The 15521-nt window shown below is 29.7% G+C and carries 17 protein-coding genes; 6 read left to right on the top strand and 11 right to left on the bottom strand.

Annotated elements, in window-relative coordinates; genetic code table 11:
• Positions 1–114: 114 nt before the first annotated feature.
• From ABD771_RS13500 to ABD771_RS13525, 6 genes are all read right to left on the bottom strand, one after another.
• Positions 115–813: a LipL32 family surface lipoprotein gene (locus tag ABD771_RS13500; protein WP_345095481.1), complete on the bottom strand. Its 699-nt coding sequence runs from the start codon at positions 811–813 to the stop codon at positions 115–117.
• 148 nt (positions 814–961) lie between these two features.
• The gene (gene dnaN / locus ABD771_RS13505) at positions 962–2080 is read right to left on the bottom strand and encodes a DNA polymerase III subunit beta (protein ID WP_298309366.1); all 1119 of its coding nucleotides are present in this window, start codon (positions 2078–2080) and stop codon (positions 962–964) included.
• Positions 2081–2142: 62 nt separating this feature from the next.
• On the bottom strand, positions 2143–4083 hold the full coding sequence (gldG, locus tag ABD771_RS13510) for a gliding motility-associated ABC transporter substrate-binding protein GldG (protein ID WP_345095485.1): 1941 nt from the start codon (positions 4081–4083) through the stop codon (positions 2143–2145).
• Positions 4074–4802 (bottom strand): gliding motility-associated ABC transporter permease subunit GldF, encoded by a 729-nt coding sequence (gene gldF, locus ABD771_RS13515; protein ID WP_345095488.1) that lies wholly within the window; start codon positions 4800–4802, stop codon positions 4074–4076. The genes gldG and gldF overlap by 10 nt, the downstream gene beginning before the upstream one ends.
• A gap of 69 nt (positions 4803–4871) precedes the next feature.
• A complete protein-coding gene (locus tag ABD771_RS13520) occupies positions 4872–5168 on the bottom strand; it encodes a putative quinol monooxygenase (protein ID WP_345095490.1) in 297 nt (98 codons plus the stop codon).
• A gap of 8 nt (positions 5169–5176) precedes the next feature.
• Positions 5177–6001, bottom strand: a complete 825-nt coding sequence (locus tag ABD771_RS13525; protein ID WP_345095492.1) for an SAM hydrolase/SAM-dependent halogenase family protein — start codon at positions 5999–6001, stop codon at positions 5177–5179.
• A gap of 118 nt (positions 6002–6119) precedes the next feature.
• Between ABD771_RS13525 and ABD771_RS13530 the strand changes: the two genes are divergently transcribed.
• The 5 genes from ABD771_RS13530 to ABD771_RS13550 all read left to right on the top strand — a co-directional run bounded on the left by ABD771_RS13530 (position 6120) and on the right by ABD771_RS13550 (position 10337).
• Positions 6120–7070, top strand: a complete 951-nt coding sequence (locus ABD771_RS13530; protein ID WP_345095494.1) for a PhoH family protein — start codon at positions 6120–6122, stop codon at positions 7068–7070.
• Between the two features lie 104 nt (positions 7071–7174).
• A complete protein-coding gene (locus tag ABD771_RS13535) occupies positions 7175–7720 on the top strand; it encodes a hypothetical protein (RefSeq protein WP_345095496.1) in 546 nt (181 codons plus the stop codon).
• Positions 7721–7948: 228 nt separating this feature from the next.
• Entirely contained in the window at positions 7949–8404 is a 456-nt protein-coding gene (locus ABD771_RS13540) for a hypothetical protein (RefSeq protein WP_345095498.1), read from the top strand.
• 109 nt (positions 8405–8513) lie between these two features.
• The gene (locus tag ABD771_RS13545; RefSeq protein ID WP_345095513.1) at positions 8514–9317 is read left to right on the top strand and encodes an SDR family NAD(P)-dependent oxidoreductase; all 804 of its coding nucleotides are present in this window, start codon (positions 8514–8516) and stop codon (positions 9315–9317) included.
• 60 nt (positions 9318–9377) lie between these two features.
• Positions 9378–10337 (top strand): phosphoribosylaminoimidazolesuccinocarboxamide synthase, encoded by a 960-nt coding sequence (locus tag ABD771_RS13550; RefSeq protein WP_345095500.1) that lies wholly within the window; start codon positions 9378–9380, stop codon positions 10335–10337.
• Positions 10338–10394: 57 nt separating this feature from the next.
• Here the strand turns inward: ABD771_RS13550 and ABD771_RS13555 are convergent, their stop codons facing one another.
• The 5 genes from ABD771_RS13555 to ABD771_RS13575 form a co-directional block, all read right to left on the bottom strand.
• On the bottom strand, positions 10395–11114 hold the full coding sequence (locus ABD771_RS13555; protein ID WP_345095502.1) for a head GIN domain-containing protein: 720 nt from the start codon (positions 11112–11114) through the stop codon (positions 10395–10397).
• Positions 11115–11116: 2 nt separating this feature from the next.
• Positions 11117–12169: a hypothetical protein gene (locus ABD771_RS13560; RefSeq protein WP_345095504.1), complete on the bottom strand. Its 1053-nt coding sequence runs from the start codon at positions 12167–12169 to the stop codon at positions 11117–11119.
• Complete coding sequence (locus ABD771_RS13565) at positions 12153–12683, bottom strand: anti-sigma factor (protein ID WP_345095506.1); 531 nt, start codon at positions 12681–12683, stop codon at positions 12153–12155. Before ABD771_RS13565 ends, ABD771_RS13560 begins: the two co-directional genes overlap by 17 nt.
• Entirely contained in the window at positions 12680–13222 is a 543-nt protein-coding gene (locus ABD771_RS13570) for an RNA polymerase sigma factor (protein ID WP_345095508.1), read from the bottom strand. Before ABD771_RS13570 ends, ABD771_RS13565 begins: the two co-directional genes overlap by 4 nt.
• Positions 13223–13354: 132 nt before the next feature.
• The gene (locus ABD771_RS13575; RefSeq protein ID WP_298308015.1) at positions 13355–14443 is read right to left on the bottom strand and encodes a M42 family metallopeptidase; all 1089 of its coding nucleotides are present in this window, start codon (positions 14441–14443) and stop codon (positions 13355–13357) included.
• Between the two features lie 81 nt (positions 14444–14524).
• On the opposite strand from ABD771_RS13575, the gene ABD771_RS13580 reads away from it, so the two are divergent.
• Positions 14525–15214, top strand: coding sequence for a DUF4294 domain-containing protein (locus ABD771_RS13580; RefSeq protein WP_345095511.1), 690 nt, complete (start codon positions 14525–14527; stop codon positions 15212–15214).
• The last annotated feature ends 307 nt before the right edge of the window (positions 15215–15521 follow it).

A 15521-nucleotide genomic window follows, 5' to 3' on the forward strand; every position in this document is an offset into this window, starting at 1 on the left:
TAAATAAAAAAAGTTTATTGAAACGAATTTCAATAAACTTCTCTCAATATCATATTTTATAGGTACTCAAAACATTTTTACCAACTATTTTTGACTATTAAACCAAAAAAAAAATTATTTTTTTGCTGCTGCTGCTAAATCTTCTGGTTTAACTGCAATAGCAACTCCAGGAAGTTTAATTGGAGCTCCAAGTTGTGCTAAAAAACTTCCTTGAACTTCACCAGTTTTATATGTGGTAAATCCTATTCTGTATAATCCCATTACAATTGCTTTAGAAGGATTTGAAGTGTCGCTTGTTATTCTCATAAGCGAGTTATATTTACTACCAGATGGTTGAGCTGGCATTTCACTAGAATCATCATTTGATTCAATAGTATTCCATTTTGCTGTTTTAGCTTTGGTCGCGACATCTTCTAATTTAAGAATTCCTTCAGCTCTTTCAAAAGTAACCCAAGTATCGAAAAAGTTTGATGTATCAGAAGAATTTGCTATAAAATCTGCTGAAACATAATCTTTATCAGAAGCTTTTACGCTTTCTGGAGCTGGTGAAATCATTCTAATTCCAATTTCAGGTGCTGCTACTGGAATCCATACATAAATGTAATACATCTTTTTTCCACCTTTAACTTCATCTGGTTTAGAACCTGGTTTTATATAACCAAAATAACTTGTTAAGTCGGTGTAAGGAGCTCTAATTTCTTTTCCCATTACAGATTTTTTACCTAAATCTGCACCAAATTTGTCTAATTTTTGACCATTTGCAATTGAAAACATACCAAGTGTAATCACGATTGCTAGTAAATTTTTCTTCATATTTTTGTTAGTTTTTGTTTTTCCTACTCTTATGGATTTTCGGAAACTCCGTTTATTGGTTTTAACAAATATATGAAAATATAATAAAAAAACCGTTCCTATATTTACATAGAAATGGCTTTCGTCGGTTGGGTTAGTTAATTGTATTTTAATTGTTAAGCATTACTGGCATAACAAGCATTGTAACGGTTTCACCTTCATCTAATCCATCAACTGGAGTTAGAATTCCTGCGCGGTTTGGCATTGACATTTCCAATTGAATTTCATCTGATTGTAAATTACTTAACATTTCTAGTAAGAAACGAGAGTTGAATCCGATCTGCATGTCATCACCTTGATAATCACAAGTCAATCTTTCTTCAGCTTTGTTTGAGTAATCAATATCTTCTGCTGAAATATTTAATTCTGCACCAGCAATTTTCAAACGAATTTGGTGTGTAGTTTTATTTGAGAAAATTGCCACACGACGAACAGAACTAAAAAATTGCGTTCTATCAATCAACAATTTGTTTGGATTTTCTTTTGGAATAACTGCTTCATAATTTGGATATTTTCCATCAATTAATCTACAAGTTAATACATAATTTTCAAAAGAGAACGTTGCATTAGCATCATTATAATCAATTTTCACTTCAGCATCAGAAGCTCCTAAAATACTTTTCAAAATATTTAGAGGTTTCTTTGGCATAATAAAATCAGCCACTTGAGATGCTTTTACATCTGTGCGAGCATATTTAACTAATTTATGAGCATCTGTAGCAACAAATATCAAACCTTCTGGAGAAAATTGAAAGAAAACACCACTCATTACTGGACGTAAATCATCATTTCCAGCTGCAAAAATAGTTTTGCTAATTGCCGTTGCTAAAACTTCTGCAGGAACTAAAGTTGAAGATGGATCTTCTAATTGAACTGATTTTGGAAATTCTTCTCCTGGAGCATAAGCAATAGCATATTTACCAGAATTAGAACTAATTTCAATAGTGCTATTTTCTTCAACAGTGAAGGTTAATGGTTGCTCAGGAAATGTTTTTAGAATATCTAATAATAATTTCGCAGGTACAGCAACACTTCCTTTATCAGTCGACTCAATTTCTAAAGTAGCCGACATTGTAGTTTCTAAATCAGAAGAAGAAACGGTTAACGCTTTTTTATCTAATTCAAATAAAAAGTTATCTAAAATTGGTAAGGTATTGCTACTATTAATAACGCTACCTAAAACTTGTAGTTGTTTTAATAAATACGAGCTTGATACAATAAACTTCATCTTTTGTTATTTTTTACAAATATATCTTAAAGAAATAGAATTCAAAAAGATTTTTATTAACATTACTTACTATATTTTCTTTTTCTAAGGAAAGTAAACACTAAACCGAACACTGCTAAAATTACAATTGGAACTCCGACAGTTATGATTTGTGAAAATGTGTAATCCTCAGTTACTTTTTCTTTGTCTAGAATGGGTAAGTCAACTTCTTTACTTCTAATGTTAATAAGTCCGTTATCATCTAACAAATAATTCACGCAATTCATCATGAATTCCTTGTTTGCATATAGATTGTTAGTCCATTTATCATAACCTAATTCTAATGGTTGGTAGTTTTTATCCAATTGATTTTTAATAACATCGCCATCAGATACAATAATCATTTTATTTTCTTTTCCGATAGGAGTGAAGCTACTTTCTTTGAATGGCAATACACGATTTTCATAAACCGAATGAAATTTTCCTTCCATAAGTACAGCAACAGGAATAGGCATTTTACCTTTGTATTCATTCATATCAGGTTTTTCAGCAACTATATTTAAATTAATTTCTACTGGAGTTCCAACAGCTTTTGATAATTTGGTAGAGGATAACAAAACTGTTTTTTTAATATCATTTTTAAGAACTTCTATTGGATTTGTAAATTCAAATTTTAAAGCATCTAAATTACTTACAATAGGATGTTTTGATTCAGAATAAATTGCTGGAGAATATAACCAAAAAAATTGGCTATATTGTGTTGCGCTACCTTGTTGACCTGTTGCTAATGAAATAGGTGTTGCTTGTAAATCTTTAACTAAATCTGGTTTGATTCGCACACCATATTTAAAGAACATATCGTTAAAGTTCAAATCTCTTGGATAAGCTAGATTTTCTCCAGTTTCCATTAAACTGTCCATTTCCATGTTGACTTGATCGACTAACCAAAGAGTTTTTCCACCATTCATGATGAATTGGTCTAGCACTTGTTTTTCTTGGTCAGTAAAAGCTTCTGTTGGTTTAGCAATAACAGCTAAATCGTATTTTTTTAATGCTTTTAATGTATTTCCTGCATCTTTTGCAACAGAATCTAAGGTAAAGGGTCCGATGTAATAATTTTCACGAACAGTTTTTAAGAAATCAGCTATATTTCGGTCGTCTAATTCACCATTTCCTTTGATGATAGCAATTTTTTTCTCTTTTGTTTTTGTGATGGTATTAAATCCATTGGCAAAAGCATATTCTAAATGTTGCACCGAACTCACAACTTTTTCAGCAGTTGAAGCTCCTAACATATTTTTTAGCAAAGGTACTTTCGTACTTTTATTTCCATAAGTAACCACTGCCCAAGGAAAAACCACTTCTTGTGTTTGTTTTCCTTTTTCGTCAAGAGTAACATTTAAAGGCGTCAAACCTCTTTCGTAAAACGATTGCATCACCGCTTCACGCTCATCTTCATTTTCTAAAGGATTTACAAATTGGAAGATAATATTTGAATTATATGCTTTAAATTCTTCCAATAATTGTTGAGTTTCTGTTTGGAGTTTTTTGAATTCTCCTGGAAAATTTCCTTCAAGAAAAACATCAACATATAAAGGTTCTTTAACTTCTTTTATAATATTTAGAGAAGTTTCTGAAAGTGTATAACGATTGTCAGCAGTTAAATCGAAACGTTTAAAGAAAATATTCGATAGTAGATTAACTATAATTATTATAGATAATGTGATTGCAATTTTCTTGAATGTAACATAATGTTTTGACTTAGAAAAAATCTTGTGACCTATAATGAAAAATGTTGTAATGGATATAATCGTTGGAATAACGAAGAATGATGATTCAGAATTATATAAAACAATTCTAAAAATATATTCTATAACATTATTAAAGAAACCAATAAAAATTATTCCTAAAGAATAATAAGTTATCATTAAAAGATAATTATGTTTTTCATTTACTTTTTTGAATAAAAAATAATGAATTAATATAAAAGATGATGCTATAATTGCGCTTATAATTATTTCCATTTAGAATCTTTTAATTTAAGAACAGTGAAGAAAAGAAAAATATATGTAATGCTTACAAAGTAAAGTACATCACGCGTATCAATAACACCACGACTCATACTTTTAAAATGATAATCCATCCCGAATAGCGAAATTATATCTTCAAAACTTTTAAATTGTGAAGCTACACCTTGAAATCCAAAATAGAAAATAAAACACAAGAAAACAGAAACTATAAAAGCTACAATTTGGTTTTCTGAAAGTGTAGAAGTAAAAATTCCAATAGAAGTGTAAGCAGCAATTAGGAATAATAGTCCGAAATAAGAACCCATTGTGCTGCCCATATCAATATTTCCTTCGGGCATTCCTAAACCATAAATTACATATACGTAGATAAATGTTGGAATGATTGCAATTACTATAAGTAAAAACGCACCAAAGAATTTTCCGCTAACGATTTCCCAAATAGATATTGGTTTGGTCATCAAAAGTTCAATAGTTCCTTGCTTTTTTTCATCAGAAAAACTTCTCATGGTTACTGCAGGAATTAGGAAAATTAATATCCAAGGCGATAAGGTAAAAAACGGAGTTAAATCGGCAAAACCGCTGTTTAAAATATTAAAATCGCCTTCAAAAACCCAAAGAAATAATCCGTTGAGCAATAAGAAAATAGCGATTACTAAATATCCAATGGGCGAACCAAAAAAGGATTTAATTTCTCTTAATAATATTGATTTCATTTATTTTTATTCGGTGATTTGTATAATTTTATTATTTGGCAATCGTAATTCGTAATTTTTAATTCGTAATTAAGCAAGACTAACTAATTTATCTAAACTCCAAGCTTCGGGTTTATCGTTGAACAGTTTTTTTGTAAACGTCCAAACTTCGTCAAATAATGCTGATTTTCTGTAATTTTCTAAATCGTCTTCGGTTTCCCAATAACTATAAGTAAAGAAAATGCAAGGATTGTTTTTGTCTTGATACAATTCAAGAAAACGATTTCCAGGCGAGTTTCGTATGTGGTTTTTCATTAATTCGAAATTTTCCAAAAATGCTGGAATATTTTCTTCGTGAAAGGACATTTTTACTATTCTAACGAACATAGTTAACTTTAATTAAAATTGATGGTAATAGCATCTCTGTAAGTAATTCCGAGTAAACTTGCTGCAGTTGCCACCTTCGGATTACTTTTATACAATCCAATTTCTAGAAAACCTGCTTCATTGAAAATGGCTACTGCATTTCCACTAATCGATGACAAAGGCCTTTTGTCAATGGCTTCTAAATCGGAATATTTTGCGAAAATACTTTTTATTTTTTTGCTTTTAAAATTTACTTCATAAGGTCTTCCTTTGGAAACCTCTAAAAACATTTTTCTTGTAATATTGGTCACAGCATTTCCAAATCGGTCAAGATATACAATGTAACCTTTTACTGAATTAGAATCATCAGAAATCACAGGCTGTAATTCGGTTACTTCTTTTAAAGTTTTGATTTCTTTACCAATAACACTCAACGAACCACCTTTTGATAAATGAATCGCCACAGTTAGCAAAACATCCATATCAGTTGCTTCAGGCAAAAGTCTATCATGAATATTTATTACCACCATTTTTTGAGGTTTAATCTTTTCAATTAAAATACTCAAAATTCCATTATCGGCAGCTATAAAAAAATGACCGTTCCATTCGATGGCAATGTGTTGGTTGTTTTCTTTTAATTCGATATCAATTCCAATTAAGTGAACGGTTCCTTTTGGAAAGCTATTGTAAAAAGAACCAATAATATAACTAGCTTCACTAACGTTAAACGGATCAACATCATGCGAAATATCTACGATTTTTGCCTCGCTATCTTGCGATAAAATTTTCCCTTTCAAAGCACCAACAAAGTGGTCTTTTAATCCGTAATCGGTAGTAAGGGTAATTATTGACATAAATTTGTTTATAACTATATAGTGAATTTAATCAAGTGGCTTGTTTAATTTCATTAAATTTGAAATGATTGCAAAGCTAATAATATTTAGCCAAAAACTAATTAAAAAACACTTCCATTTGAACGAACGTATCATTGAATTACACGACATCGCTCCAAAAGAATTTTGGGGTGCACAAGACACTCATCTTGAAACAATTAAGAAGTACTACCCGAAGTTAAAAATTGTGGCTCGTGGCACAACACTGAAGGCATTTGGCGAAAAAGAAGAATTAGACGAATTTGAAAACCGTTTCAATCGATTGATGTTACATTTTACTCGATATAATAATATTGATAGCAATGTTATTGAAAGAGTAATTCATAGCAATTCACAAGAAGAACAGCGTATGCCTGACCATGACAAAATTTTAGTTCATGGAATAGGAGGAAAGTTGATTAAAGCGATGACTCCCAACCAACACAAATTGGTAGAATCTGTTTTTAAAAACGATATGGTTTTTGCTGTTGGTCCAGCTGGAACAGGTAAAACTTATACTGGTGTTGCTCTTGCTGTTAAAGCATTGAAAGAAAAGCAAGTAAAGCGTATTGTTTTAACCCGTCCTGCGGTTGAAGCTGGTGAAAATTTAGGATTCCTTCCTGGTGATATGAAAGAAAAATTAGATCCGTACATGCAACCATTGTATGATGCTTTGCGTGATATGTTGCCTCCGCAAACTTTGGAAGATTATATTTTAAAGGGAATTATACAAATTGCACCGTTGGCTTTTATGCGTGGTAGAACTTTAGACAACGCTTTCGTAATTCTTGATGAAGCTCAAAATACAACACATTCGCAAATGAAAATGTTCCTTACTCGTATGGGAAAAAATGCCAAATTCATAATCACAGGCGATCCGGGACAAGTTGATTTACCAAGAAGAACAATTTCTGGATTAAAAGAAGCAATTTTAGTCTTAAAAGATATTGACGGAATTGGAATCATCTATCTTGATGACAAAGACATTGTAAGACATAGATTGGTGAAAAAAGTAATCGATGCTTACAAGAGTATTGAGAATCATGATTGATTTTAAATATTAGATTTTTGATATTAAATATTAGATATATAATTGTTTTTATTTTCCTTATCGGATTTAATTGTTTTTCACAAAACTCCAAAATAAAATGGGGTTTGTATGGAAAGAAGACTGTTGAAGAACGAAGAGCTACTTTTCCATTTAGTAATGCAAAGAAAGTTTTATTGATAGCATTTCCGAACCCAATTAATTCAATAGTTGAAGTTGATGGTGTTTTAATAACAAATGATAGTTTAAAATTGATTAATATGCATTTTAATATCATTAAATCCTTTGAATTACCAGAAAGGAAAAGCAAATACTATGCAACTGAAATAGTAGAATTAAATCAAAATCAAATTGATAGTTTAAGTCACATTCTAATAAATTATAAACTAAAGAAAGATAAATTCAAAGAGCATGCAATTATTATAAGTGGATGTTATAATCCTAGAAATGCAATTTTATTTTTGGATGCTAATGACAAAATTTTATCCTATATAGAAATATGTTTTGAATGTCATCGGTTTATTCAAATGCCAAAAGAAACAATAATAAATATTAATTTATTTTCGATGTTACAAGAATCTTTTAAAATGATTGATTTAATTAAAGATTTTATGAAAATAAATGGAATAAAATATGGTGTTTTGGATAAGTAAAATAATGAAAAACTTTCTATTAACGCTTTCCATATTAATTATAACGCTACTATTAATTTATTTCAACTTTGATTATTTTGCTTCAATAATTCCTGGTTGGAACACAACGATTAATTCAGGTTGGAAAATTACTTTTATAATCTTGATTATGGTATTCGTGTTTTCGTTACTAATTATGATTTTGATTAATGTTATTTCAAAAATTTTAAAAATGGTGATTCATAAAAAATGAAAGAATACTTCAAATACGCCAACGGATATGTCAACATAAACGACGAAAATTTGTTTCTAACTAATTCAGGAAATTGGTCGGAAACTCATGATTTGTTGGAGAAATCACCCAAGTCTATTCGAAAGAATGATTTAAAATCCTTTAAAATGTATAGTTTTCCTTTTGTAATTATCTGCATTAGTTTGTTTATGATTACAAAATCTAAAAATGTTTTTTTTCCACTAACTTTTGTTGGTTTGGGTTTTGCTGCATTTTTTTATTTAAAACGCGAAACAGGAAAGCGTTATAAAATTCCAATATCAAAAATTATTTCTTTCGATTTTTCTAATGATAAAGTGAAAATTTTATTCAGAAACGCTAATGATATTGATGATTTTGAAGAAATTTTTAAAGTAGATACGAAAGGTTTAGCTATTTTGGAAGAGTTGAGTCGACAACTGAAAATCAATTAAATTTCTACACAAACATTTATCATTTGGTTATTTGATTCAAAATTATATATTTGTTAAAATTATATTTTTCAAATAATCATTTATACGCAGCTTTATCAAAACAATACTTATTACTGGTGCTTCTGGAGGATTGGGCAAAGAAATTGCAATTCATTTTTCGAAAAAAAATTGGAACGTTATTGCTACAATGATCTGTATTTCAGAAGCTAATGTTTTTGAAGGCATTCCAAATATTAAAAGTTACGAACTCAATGTAACCTCTTCAGAAAGTATTGAAAAAGCTAAAAATGAAATTCTAAATCATTATAAATCTATAGATGTTATCATCAATAATGCAGGAATTGGTTACAGAAGTTTTGTAGAATTATCTGAAGATGCCAAAATTGACGCTATTGTAAATGTGAATTGGCTTGGAGTTGTTAAAGTTTGTCGTGCTTTTATTCCGCATTTTAGAGAACAAAAGAAAGGTCATTTTATAAATATTACTTCGATTGCAGGATTGGTGAATTTGCCTTTAGGAAGTTTTTATCATCCAACAAAACAAGCCGTTGAAAGTTTTTCTGAATGTATGGCATACGAATTATTAGATTTTAATATTAGCGTTTCAACCGTTCAATTTGGAAATACACCCTCCAATTTTCAGAAGAATGTTACTAAATGTGAGCAATCAACAATACAATCTTATGCAGAAATGATGCAAAGTATTGACGGAATCATGAACAGGAAAACCTGCGATAATCATGATTTGTCTGAAGCTATTCTAGATAAGTTGTATAAAATTGCCGAAAATCCCTCCCGAAGATTTAAAAAATATTCGATAGGTTTTGATGCCAATCTGATGAAATATTTGCGTAAATTTTTAGGTTATAGATTATTTGATAGATTGATAAGAAGATATGTTTTAAGCAAATAAATAATTGTATTTGTGTTGAAAAGAAACTATTTTTGCCAAACACAACAACACACAATTATAATGAATACAATAACTACAACTAATTTCAATTTTCCCAATCAAAAATCGGTTTATCGCGGTAAAGTAAGAGAAGTTTACAACATTAATGACGAACTTTTAGTCATGGTGGCAACCGATAGACTTTCTGCTTTTGATGTGGTTTTGCCAAAAGGAATTCCTTATAAAGGTCAGATTTTAAATCAAATTGCAACAAAATTCATGGAGCTAACTTCAGATATTGTTCCAAATTGGTTAATTGCAACTCCGGATCCAAATGTGGCAGTCGGACATTTATGCGAACCTTTTAAAGTTGAAATGGTAATTCGTGGTTATCTTTCTGGTCATGCCGCTCGAGAATATGCGCTTGGAAAACGCACTATTTGTGGAGTAACTATGGAAGATGGTTTGAAGGAAAATGACAAGTTTGGAACACCAATAATTACACCAACAACCAAAGCAGATAATGGTTCGCACGATGAAGATATTTCTCGTGAAGCTATTTTATCAAACGGAATTGTGTCAGAAGAAGATTATTTAGTTTTAGAAAAATATACTCGCGATTTATACCAAAGAGGAACTGAAATTGCAGCCAGCCGTGGATTGATTTTAGTTGATACAAAATATGAATTTGGTAAAACTAAAGAAGGAAAAATCGTTTTGATTGACGAAATTCATACGCCTGATTCCTCACGATATTTTTATGCTGAGGGTTATCAAGAGCGTCAAGATAGAGGAGAAGAACAAAAGCAATTATCGAAAGAATTTGTGCGTCGTTGGTTAATTGAAAATGGTTTTCAAGGAAAAGAAGGACAGCAAATTCCTAACATGACTGATGAATATATTGAATCGGTTTGTGAACGTTACATTGAATTATATGAAAATATTTTAGGAGAAAAATTTGTTAAAGCTGATATTTCACATATTAATGAAAGAATAGAAAAAAATGTTATTGATTACTTAAAAAAAAATCTAATGCTTTAATATAAAAAGTCCCAAAACAATTAAGTTTTGGGACTTTTTTCATTTATAACTAACCTCTTAATTTCCTGAAATATCACCAGAACCAGCAACGTTTGAATCGATAATTTTAGGGTTTCCTTTGTATTGAATATTTCCGCTTCCTGCTACTTTAGCAATTAGATTATTGGTGCAGTTGACTTCAAGACTTCCTGAACCCGCAACAGCTACATTAGCATTTTCAGAGGTTAATTTTATACAATTTAAATTGCCTGAACCTGCCGTTTTAGCTTCCAATTCGCTAGTTAATCCTGAAAGTTTTAAATTTCCAGAACCTGTGAATTTAGCATCAACTTTTTTTGCATTAATTTCAAGCTCACAATTTCCTGAACCAGTCATTTTTACATCAAAATCCTTAGCATTTATCACATCTTTTGTAATTAAATTACCAGATCCCGTAAACCAAATTTCGCTAATTTCTTCAAATGGTATAGTAATAGTGATGTCTTGTTTATAATTATAGCTTCTATCTTTTTCAAAATAAACTTTTAATTCGTTTCCAATTATTTCAGTAACAACGTGACTTATAATGTTTTCATCTCCTTTTATTGTAATTGTTCCTTCTTTACCTGAAACTAATTCAACATTGAATGAATCTCCTGTTGAAATTTTATCATAAGATTCAGTAGTCCTTGTAATTGTGGTTTGAACTCCATTTCCTTTTACTTTTTCTTTATCCCAATTTTGAGCATTTGCAATTGAAATGCTAATTAATGCTAATAATACTGTTAGTTTTCTCATTATTATTTTGTTAAAAGTTGAACGCTTCCGTAATTTGTTGTGATACTTATTTTTGATTTTCCTTGACTAATATGATAAGCTGTGTAAGATTTTGAAGTGTTTTTTTCTGATTTTAAACTATATTTCAGTCCTACATTATCAACAAATGAACCATATTTTAGGCTTACATTGATGTCAAATGCATAGTCTGATGTACAAGTTATTTTAGAATTGGAATAATTTCCATTGATTGTAATGGCGTCAGTTTTATTTGAAGCAGATAATTGAATATCACTATAATTTGAATTTGCAATTAAGGAATTTCCAATTTCACCTAATTTCAGCGTAAGATAATTTCCATCAATGGCAATTTTTTGAACTGATTTTGAATTGATTTTGGTGTAATTTGATGATAGATTTAGAATTCCAACGTTTTGAAAATTAAAAGTATTGTAATTTCCATCAATGTTGATTTGATTTACTTTCTGGAAATCAACTTCAGAATATTGACTTTGTAAATTAATTTTATCAATAGAATTTATGCTTGAATTTGGCGCATAGGCAATATTTATATTGTTAGTTTTATTATTAAATTGGCCTAAAATAATGCTTCCATACTTACATTCAATTGCAGAACTTCCATTTAGTTTATCTACAGAAATGTTACCATATTTATTGTCCAAATCAATGCTTCCATTTCGTGGAATTTTTACCACATAATTTATTTCATAACTGATGTTATTGCCTTTCCATTCTTTAGTTGTGAAAATGGTTTCAGCTGAAACTTTGCTCATTGTTGCAGCAAAATCAACATCAATTGTATTGATTCGTTCGTTAATTTTCTTTTCGTTATTTCCAGAAACTTTAATGTTAACTTGAATGGATATTTTGTTTTCATCCCATAAATACACATTTATATTTCCATAGGAATTGGTAATATTTACTTGTGCATCATCGTTAACCGAATAGGTTTTGGAGATATTTTTTTCTTTATTGTAGGCGTGTTTTTCTTCTGTTGCATATCCCAAAATAGGAAGTAATGCAAAGAATAAAAGTAAGTTATATATGTTTTTCATCTTCAATTTTATTTAATTTGTTAATATCTTCAACCTGTTCTAAAACAGATTTTATAAAGGAAATTCGAGTTTGCATATTGGTTATCATAGCAAAGACAATTTGTTTGTTTTCACCATTTTTAGCAATTTCATCTTTCAGATTTTGATAATCTTTCTCAAGCGATTCCATTTCATTCATAGCATCATTAATCAATGCTTTACTTTGCGGAGTTTCTTGCTTTTTTAAAGTTGCCAACTCATTATTAATAACAGAAGAAAAATAATCGTGGGTTTCTTGTACTTGAGGTGAAAAGGCAACTTCTTCAGTTTGATTATTGTTATCATTAAAAATTAAAATTCCAAAACCTAATAGGAGTGAAGCCGCAATAGACATTGATAACCAATTGAATTTCTTCTTTTTTGGTTGTTGTTTCTTTAATTTATCAAGAAATCGCTTTTCGTGCCCAAGATTTGGTTCTTCAAAATCCCAATTGTTTTGGTTTTCAAAAAGTTGATTTAGATTATTGGTACTCATAATTCATTTAATTTTTTTCTTAAACTTTCTTTTGCTCGGCTCATCATCGTTCTACAGTTTTCATTGCTAATATTTAAAATGCTTGTAATTTCTTCCAAATCATACCCTTCAATAAAAAATAAGGTTAGAATGATTTTGTAATTTGATTTCAAACTTTGAATGGTTTTTAAAATACTTTCGGCTTTTAATTGAGAATAATCCTCTGATTCATCTTTAAAATCCATTAATTCTATGTTTTCATCCAAACTCTCAAATTGGTATTTGTTCGATTTTTTTAACTCGTTTATACTAGTATTGACAACAATTTTCTTTAACCAAGAACCAAATGTTACATTTCCACTAAAAGAATCTAATTTTGTAAATGCTTTCAAAAAGCTTTCTTGCATGACGTCTTCAGCAAGATATGAATCACCAACAATGCGATACGACACATTAAACATGGCTCTATAATATTGATTATAAAGTGTCAGTTGTGCTTTTTCATTATTCTCTTTGCAACGTTCTAGGAGAATAGCAATATCTAGATTTTGGTTTTTCAAATTGGTTGAATGGTTAATCTATACTAAAGACAAATCGATTTTTGGATTGTTACAGTTTTAAAATAAATTTTTATAAAAATAAAAAATCCGAATGATTAAATTCGGATTTTCTATACATATATATAAGGAGTATTATTTGAAATAAGAAAAATTGTGATTGTCTTCTATTTTCAACAAACTTTCATAAATCAATTTAATTACATTTTCTACATCTTCACGATGAACCATTTCCACAGTAGTATGCATATAACGTAAAGAAAGAGAAATTAATGCAGAAGCAACACCACCATTACTATATGCAAAAGCATCAGTATCTGTTCCTGTAACGCGAGAAGTAGCATGTCTTTGAAACGGAATTTTCTTCTCTTCAGCTGTTGTGACAATCAATTCACGAAGAATATTTTGTGTAGCTGGCGCATAAGCAATAACTGGACCTTTGCCCATTTGTAAATCTCCTTCTATTTTCTTATCAATCATCGGAGTTGTAGTGTCATGACAAACATCAGTTACAATAGCTACATTCGGTTTGATAGTTTGGGTTATCATTTCAGCGCCACGAAGCCCAATTTCCTCTTGAACTGCGTTTACAATATATAAACCAAATGGAAGTTTCTTTTTGTTTTCTTTCAATAAACGTGCTACTTCAGCAATCATAAAACCACCCATTCTGTTGTCGATAGCTCTACAAACAAATTTATTCTCGTTTAAAATCATAAACTCATCAGGATAGGTAATTACACATCCAACGTGAACGCCCAAATTTTCAACTTCTTCTTTGGTTGCACATCCACAATCAATAAAAATATTGTGTAAAGTTGCCGCTTCTTCTTTACCACGATTTCTAGTATGAATCGCAGGCCAACCGAAAACACCTTTTACAATTCCTTTTTTTGTATGAATGTTTACACGTTTTGATGGAGCAATTTGATGGTCTGAACCACCATTTCTAATTACATATATTAAACCATTATCAGTAATGTAGTTTACATACCAAGAAATCTCGTCAGAATGTCCTTCAATTACTACTCTAAATTTAGCTTCTGGGTTTATAACACCAACGGCACTTCCATAAGTGTCAGTTATAAATGTATCAACATAGGGTTTTAAATAATCCATCCAAATTTTCTGTCCTTCAGATTCATAACCTGTTGGTGATGCATTATTCAAATATTTCTCCAAAAAGGAAATGGATGATTTTGTAAGTATCGATTTTGTTGCCATAAAATATTTTTTTGCTAAAATATAAATTTGGCACTACACTTGTTAAGGATATTCTATATTTTTACATTAAAATTAACAGCCATGTTTAAGTACCAATTATTAATAGTTATTTTTTTTGCTACCTATATTTCTAATGCTCAAGTTGAAAAAGATCCTGAGATACTAGAAAAAGAAATTAGTATAAAAGAAATTGATACAACTATTATAGATACAATATTATTAGATGAAGTCATTCTTTCAAAAGATAAGTTAGATCCAGAAGCTCAAAAACAATTTTTATTACTTCAAAATAGGGTATATAAAGTATACCCATACGCTAAATTGGCTTCTGAAAAACTTATTCAGATGAACAAAACAATGGATAAACTAAAGTCAAAAAAAGAAAAAAAGAAATATTTTAAAATAGTTGAAGATTATTTGGATAATGAATTCAAAGAAAGACTTAAAAAATTATCTACAAAACAAGGTCAAATTCTAATTAAACTAATTCATCGTCAAACAGGCATCTCAACTTTTGACCTTATTAAGGATTACAAAAGTGGATGGAAAGCTTTTTGGTCTAATAATACTGCCAGACTATTTAATATAAATCTAAAGCAAACCTACCAACCATTCAAAAGTAATGAAGATTACTTAATAGAAACTATACTTTATAGAGCTTTTATTAATGGAAGACTCATCGAACAAAAATCAGCTAATCCAGTAGATATTGATGAATTAAATCAACACTGGGAAGAATTAGCTAAAGAATTGAATAAAAAGAATAGATAAAACATGGATACTCTATAGATGCTATATAGATACTTTATAGTAAAGGTATGGTTGTGGTACTGCACGAATAAATTTTACAGGTATAAATAGAATAAAAGAAGAGTAAGTAAGATTAAATTTTAATTGTTAAAAAAACTTTGTTTAACAACAATCACAAAATGAGCGGGTTAAAAAAAACTTTCAAAAAAGGTATAGAAAAGACTTGCGAGATTCAAAAAGATAACTACTTTTGCACCCGCATTAAGGCAGACGTTCTTTAATAAATACTGAAAAAAACTTTAAAAAAAATTTGCATGGAATAGATAAA

It is taken from the genome of Flavobacterium chungnamense (assembly GCF_039539165.1).
Lineage (GTDB): Bacteria > Bacteroidota > Bacteroidia > Flavobacteriales > Flavobacteriaceae > Flavobacterium > Flavobacterium chungnamense.